Source organism: Kitasatospora sp. NPDC034533 (assembly GCF_055575155.1).
Map to the genome: position 1 here is coordinate 42252 of NZ_JBVITE010000065.1, position 6000 is coordinate 48251.

The following is a 6000-nucleotide window of genomic DNA, read 5'->3' on the forward strand; positions in this document are numbered from 1 at the left end:
CGCACCGCAGGATATGGCGTTGGGCTGACTTTCAGACCTTTACGCAACCAGCACGGTCGACCACACTGAGTCCGGGCGGGACTGTTCAGGATTCGGGGGATGGGGGGTGTCACGTGCGGCACGGAGAACAGCGGTCGACCGTGGGCTCCCCGGCCGGCGGTGCGCCGGACGGTCCGCGATTCCGCCTCGGGACCGTCGGACAGGCCGGGGTCCGGCTTTCGCAGGTGCCGCCGGGTGGTGGCACCCCGCTATGAAAACGAGGAAGTGAGTCCGGGTGGCACTCTCCGTCTCCGCACTGGTCCTGTTCGCGATCCTGTGCATCATCTTCATCCGCAACAAGCAGATGAAGATCCCGCACGCGATCGTCGCCGCCCTGTTCGGCTTCATGCTGCACGAGACCACGGTCGCGACCTCGATCAACTCCCTGCTGGCCAACCTCGCCCACAGCATCTCCGGCATCACCGGAGGCTGATCCGGCCGGGCCGCCCGCACCCCCGACCGGGGTCACCGGCCGGCCCGTCTGGCCTCCCGCCAGCGAGCGAACAGTCCCCGGGGGCGGGCCGCCGCCGGGGCCGGGACACGCATCGGTGCGGGTGCCTCGGCACCCGCCGACGCGCGCTGCCCCGATGCCGTCGGCTCGGCCGTCAGCAGGACGAACAACCGCGCCCAGCACAGCCGTTCACCCCGCGGCCAGTCCAGCGCGCGCAGCGCCGCGGACGCCGCCTCGGACACCTCGCCGCCCACCCGGACCTCGGCGACGTCGTCCCCGGCCTTCCCGCCCAGGAAGAGCTTGACGCCCACCGGCCCGGGCACCGTCAGCTCCGCGCGCAGCGCGGGCGCCAGCGCCGGCAGCACCCGGTGCTCGGCCAGCCAGCCCGCCAGGTGCTCGTTGCCGAAGCCGAACACCGCGGCCGGGCCCTGCACCGCGTGCCAGCCCGGGAGTTCGGGCAGGTCCGCGTGGTCGGCGTGCACCCCGTACCGCTCCGCCGACTCGACCAGCACCGAGGCGGTGGTGGTCGCCCACATCCGCACCGCGTTGGCGAGCTTCTCCTCCTCGGTCTTGCCGAGGCCGGCCGCGCAGTCCCACACCACCGGGGCGTCCGCCCGGCCCAGGTGCAGCACGAAGCCCAGGTCCACGTGCCCGGCGCCGTCGTCCCCGGGGTGCTCGCGCACCGCCACCGCGGTGGTGCCGGGGCCGCGGACCACCTCGCCGTCCGGGTGGAACACCTGGCCCAGCCGCGCCATCTCGCGGACCACGCAGCGCTGTATGACGGCCAGTCGCTCCTGCGGACGCACCGGACTCCTCCACCTCGGGAGCGCGGCGCCGGGGGCAGCGCTCGAACGCGCTCGAACGCCGCCGAGGCTATCGGCCCGACAGCCCACCGGGAAACCACCCGGACCGTCCGGCTCTCCGGTCGCGAAAATGTCGCGGATGCCCCATTTTGGGCAGCGGAACCCGACAGCCGTCCGCCCGGAGAGCCCGCATGCCCCGCACCGCCGCCCCGACCCCGCCCGCCCTCCTCGCCCCCGGTCCGGCGCCGTTCGGCCCGGTCTCCGACGGCGGCCTGGTCGCCGAGATCGAGGCCTACCTCGCCACGCTGCCCACCCCCGCGCGCACCCCGGTGCCGTACGTCTGCCGGTACGGCAGCACCCTGCGGCCCTGGCACGCCGGCCACCCCGCGCCGCCCCGGGCCACCCTGCTCGACCGGGCGCTGAACCGGCCCGCCCGCCCCGTCCCGGTCGCCGTGGCCGACCACCTGCGGCTCGCCTCCCGCTACATCGGGGCGCACGGCTGGCTCCAGGGCGCGATGTGGGACGAGGCCGGCCGGGTCTGCCTGCTCGGCGCCCAGGCCGCCGTCCTGGCGCACGGCTACGGGACCCCCGCCACCGTCCGCACCGCCCGGGTCCAGCTGATGGAGGTGCTGCACGCCACCGGCCGCCCGGCGCGCTCCCCGGACGAGTACAACGACCGCCCCACCACCCGGGAGGGCGACGTCCACCAGCTGCTGGACCGGGCCGCCGCCCGGGCCGCCGGACTCGGCCTCTGAACGCGGGGCGGACGCCTCGGGCGGGCGCCGCGCGGCCGGCGCGGGGCCCGGAAACGTCGACGGCCCCGACGCGCTGGGCGCACCGGGGCCGGACCTGTGGAGCGGGCGACGAGAATCGAACTCGCGTGACTAGTTTGGAAGACTAGGGCTCTACCATTGAGCTACGCCCGCACGACCCTCCGAGCCGTCACCGGCCGGAAGTTCGGGGGACAGCCTACCTGGTCCGGGCGCCCGTGTGCACACCGCGTCGCGCACACCCCCGCGCGCCCGCCCGGCCGGGGTCGCGCGGTATAAACCGCGGCCGCGCCCGCGCGGAACAAGCGGAACAAGTCGGCGAGCCCGCGCAGGCCCGGCGTGTACGCTTCCTCTCGGCACCACGGGGTGTGGCGCAGTTTGGTAGCGCGTCCGCTTTGGGAGCGGAAGGCCGTCGGTTCGAATCCGGTCACCCCGACAGTGCGGCAGGGTCTCGCCCACCGGGGCGGGGCCCTGTTCTGTGTCGGAGCTCCGGGGCGGCGGTACGGTGGCGTCTGGCGTCCGCCTTTCGTGGTACCGGTAGGATGGGGCGCTGGCGGTAGTCCCTGTGGCGTCCACCCAGGTCAACCGCACGAGGGCGAGGAGTCAAGCTCACCGTCCACCCCACGGGAGATGCAGCTCCAACCGCCCATCGCCCGTCTCGTCCGAACCCCCTTCCGGCCCCGGCCGGGCGGCGGGGACGGGCGGAGACAACCTGACCGCAAGCCCATAGGAGACCAAACCGTGAAGAGCGCCGTCGAGACTCTGAACCCGACCCGGGTTCGACTCACCGTCGAGGTGCCCTTCGAGGAGCTCAAGCCCAGCCTCGACGCGGCGTACAAGAAGATCAACCAGCAGGTCTCGGTCCCGGGCTTCCGCAAGGGCAAGATCCCGAACCGGGTCATCGACCAGCGCTTCGGCCGTGGCGCCGTGCTGGAGGAGGCCGTCAACGACGCCCTGCCGCGCTTCTACACGCAGGCCGTCGACGAGGGCAAGATCGAGGTCCTCGGCCAGCCCGACATCACCAACATCGAGGGTGTCGAGAAGATCGCCGACGGCGGCGACCTGAAGTTCACCGCCGAGGTGGACGTCCGCCCCGAGATCACCCTGCCGGAGTTCTCCTCCATCGAGGTGACCGTCGACCCGATCGTCGTCTCCGACGAGGACGTCGAGAAGTCGCTGGAGCAGCTGCGCGAGCGCTTCTCCTCGGTCAAGGACGTCGAGCGCGCCGCCGCCGCCGGCGACATCGTGGTCGTGGACCTGGTCGCCAAGGTCGACGGCGAGGTGCCGGAGGACGGCACCGCCACCGGCGTCAGCTACGAGATCGGCTCGGGCCGCCTGATCGACGGCATCGACGAGGCCGTCGTCGGCCTGTCGGCCGGCGAGGAGAAGACCTTCGAGACCGAGCTCAAGGGCGGCACCCAGGCGGGCAAGACCTCCGAGGTCACCGTCACCGTCACCGCCGTCCAGGAGAAGGAGCTGCCGGAGCTGGACGACGAGTTCGCCCAGCTGGCCAGCGAGTTCGACAGCCTGGAGGACCTGCGCGCCGACTCCCGCAAGCGCCTGGAGCGCATGAAGGAGTACGACCAGGCCACCCAGGCCCAGGAGAAGGTGCTGGACGCGCTGCTCGGCCTGGTTGAGATCGAGTACCCCGAGAAGCTCCTCAAGGACGAGATCGAGACCCGCAAGCACAACGTGGAGCACCACCAGCTCCAGCCGATGGGCCTCACCGTCGACGCCTACCTGGAGACCCAGGGCAAGACCCGCGAGGAGTGGGAGGCCGAGATCGAGGAGCAGGCGAAGAAGGGCATCAAGACCCAGTTCGTCCTGGACCAGATCGTCGCCAACGAGGAGCTGGGCGTCAACCAGGAGGAGCTGACCGAGCACCTCATCCGCCGCGCCGCCGGCTCGGGCCTCACCCCGGACCAGTTCGCGCAGCAGGTCGTCCAGGGCGGCCAGGTTCCGCTGCTGGTCGGTGAGGTCGCCCGCGGCAAGGCGCTGGCCACCGTGGTCGAGGCCGCCAAGGTCGTCGACACCGAGGGCAACGAGGTCAACTTCGACGACGAGGACGAGACGGGCGAGACCGTCGAGGCCGCCGCCGAGGCCCCCGCCGCCGAGGACGGCGCCGCCGAGGAGAAGACCGAGGCCTGAGTGCCCCGGTAGCCCCCCGAGGCAGCCCAGCGGGCCCGGACACCGTACGGTGTCCGGGCCCGCTGTCGTCCCGCCTGGCCCGCCGGACCCTGCGCTCACAGCGAACAGTTCTGCGTGAGGGATTCTGCGGCCCGGCCTGCGCGTTAGGGTCCTTGGACAGCACCAATCACGACGTGATACCCGAAGCTGTGCGACACCGTGACGGCCGTGGAACGACCGTCCAAACCGACTGAGCAGGTGGCTAAGTGACGTTCCCGCAGATGCAGATGCCTGGCCCGATGGCGCCGCACGCCGCCGCTGGTGACGTGCTCGGCGGCCTTGGCGACCAGGTCTACAACCGGCTGCTCAACGAGCGGATCATCTTCCTCGGCCAGGCGGTCGACGACGACATCGCCAACAAGATCACCGCGCAGCTGCTGCTGCTGGCCGCGGACCCGGACAAGGACATCTTCCTCTACATCAACTCCCCGGGCGGCTCGATCTCGGCCGGCATGGCGATCTACGACACCATGCAGTACATCAAGAACGACGTCGTCACCATCGCGATGGGCATGGCCGCCTCGATGGGCCAGTTCCTGCTCACCGCGGGTGCCCCCGGCAAGCGCTTCTCGCTGCCGAACTCGACGATCCTGATGCACCAGCCCTCCGCGGGCCTCGGCGGCTCCGCCACCGACATCCGCATCCAGGCGGAGCAGCTGCTGCGCACCAAGAAGCGGATGTCCGAGCTGATCGCCCACCACAGCGGCCAGACCTTCGACCAGATCACCGCGGACTCCGACCGCGACCGCTGGTTCACCCCGGAGGAGGCCCTGGAGTACGGCCTCATCGACGCGATCATGCACAGCGCCGCGGACGTCCCCGGCGGCGGCGGCACGGGCGCTGCCTGAGCCCAGGCCCGGCCCGCGAGACCACAGCCCCAACGCCCCGGAGGACAAGGACCCCCATGAACATCCCCAGCCTGTCGGCCGCCCAGGCCCGCGTCGAGGACATGCGCGCCGAGGGCCGCTACATCGTCCCGCGCTTCGTCGAGCGCACCACGCAGGGCATCCGCGAGTACGACCCGTACGCCAAGCTGTTCGAGGAGCGCATCATCTTCCTCGGCTCGCAGGTGGACGACGTCTCGGCGAACGACATCATGGCGCAGCTGCTGTGCCTGGAGTCGATGGACCCGGACCGCGAGATCCAGATGTACATCAACTCGCCCGGCGGCTCGTTCACGGCCCTGACGGCCATCTACGACACCATGCAGTACGTCAAGCCGGACATCACCACGGTCTGCATGGGCCAGGCGGCCTCCGCCGCGGCCGTGCTGCTCGCCGCCGGCACCCCCGGCAAGCGGATGGCGCTGCCGAACGCCCGGATCCTGATCCACCAGCCGTACACCGAGACGGGCCGCGGCCAGGTGTCCGACCTGGAGATCCAGGCCAAGGAGATCTTCCGGATGCGCGAGCAGCTGGAGGAGATGCTCTCCAAGCACTCCAACAAGTCGGCGGAGCAGGTGCGCGACGACATCGAGCGCGACAAGATCCTCACCGCCGAGGAGGCCGTCGAGTACGGCCTGGTCGACCAGATCATCTCCACCCGCAAGACCTCGCTGACCTCCTGAGGCCGGCCAGGTACCCTCCCGGCCCGCCATCGGGTGGGGCGGGGCCCGTCGGGGGGGGGGGGGGGGGGGGGGGGGGGGCCCCCCCCCCCCCCCCCCGGGGGGGGGGCGGGGGGAAAGAGGGAGGGAAAACAAGGCACGAAAGCATCGCGGGCGACCTCACCCCACCGGCGGGACAAGAAAACA

General features: G+C 71.7%; 6 protein-coding genes and 2 tRNA genes. 6 read left to right on the top strand and 2 right to left on the bottom strand.

What is annotated here, in order from left to right:
* Positions 1-274 precede the first annotated feature (274 nt).
* Positions 275-472, top strand: coding sequence for a hypothetical protein (locus ACZ55U_RS32135; protein WP_049648957.1), 198 nt, complete (start codon positions 275-277; stop codon positions 470-472).
* A gap of 32 nt (positions 473-504) precedes the next feature.
* Here ACZ55U_RS32135 and ACZ55U_RS32140 read toward each other — a convergent pair whose 3' ends face one another.
* The gene (locus ACZ55U_RS32140) at positions 505-1296 is read right to left on the bottom strand and encodes a DUF6348 family protein (protein ID WP_465531816.1); all 792 of its coding nucleotides are present in this window, start codon (positions 1294-1296) and stop codon (positions 505-507) included.
* Between the two features lie 188 nt (positions 1297-1484).
* Between ACZ55U_RS32140 and ACZ55U_RS32145 the strand changes: the two genes are divergently transcribed.
* A complete protein-coding gene (locus tag ACZ55U_RS32145) occupies positions 1485-2048 on the top strand; it encodes a DUF6197 family protein (protein WP_465531818.1) in 564 nt (187 codons plus the stop codon).
* Between the two features lie 97 nt (positions 2049-2145).
* Here the strand turns inward: ACZ55U_RS32145 and ACZ55U_RS32150 are convergent.
* Positions 2146-2219 (bottom strand) — tRNA-Gly (locus tag ACZ55U_RS32150).
* 206 nt (positions 2220-2425) lie between these two features.
* Between ACZ55U_RS32150 and ACZ55U_RS32155 the strand changes: the two genes are divergently transcribed.
* The 4 genes from ACZ55U_RS32155 to ACZ55U_RS32170 all read left to right on the top strand — a co-directional run bounded on the left by ACZ55U_RS32155 (position 2426) and on the right by ACZ55U_RS32170 (position 5817).
* Positions 2426-2499 (top strand) — tRNA-Pro (locus ACZ55U_RS32155).
* 305 nt (positions 2500-2804) lie between these two features.
* Positions 2805-4211 carry a trigger factor gene (gene tig / locus ACZ55U_RS32160; protein ID WP_465531820.1) on the top strand — a complete coding sequence of 469 codons (1407 nt, stop codon included), beginning with the start codon at positions 2805-2807 and terminating at the stop codon, positions 4209-4211.
* Between the two features lie 266 nt (positions 4212-4477).
* Entirely contained in the window at positions 4478-5098 is a 621-nt protein-coding gene (locus ACZ55U_RS32165) for an ATP-dependent Clp protease proteolytic subunit (RefSeq protein WP_396301361.1), read from the top strand.
* Positions 5099-5154: 56 nt separating this feature from the next.
* Positions 5155-5817 carry an ATP-dependent Clp protease proteolytic subunit gene (locus tag ACZ55U_RS32170; protein ID WP_465531822.1) on the top strand — a complete coding sequence of 221 codons (663 nt, stop codon included), beginning with the start codon at positions 5155-5157 and terminating at the stop codon, positions 5815-5817.
* Positions 5818-6000 lie beyond the last annotated feature (183 nt).

Bases quoted from the DNA above. Each gene is read 5' to 3' on its own strand.
- ACZ55U_RS32145 (WP_465531818.1), top strand. From the start codon at position 1,485: ATGCCCCGCACCGCCGCCCCGACCCCGCCCGCCCTCCTCGCCCCCGGT.
- ACZ55U_RS32165 (WP_396301361.1), top strand. From the start codon at position 4,478: ATGCCTGGCCCGATGGCGCCGCACGCCGCCGCTGGTGACGTGCTCGGC.
- ACZ55U_RS32170 (WP_465531822.1), top strand. From the start codon at position 5,155: ATGAACATCCCCAGCCTGTCGGCCGCCCAGGCCCGCGTCGAGGACATG.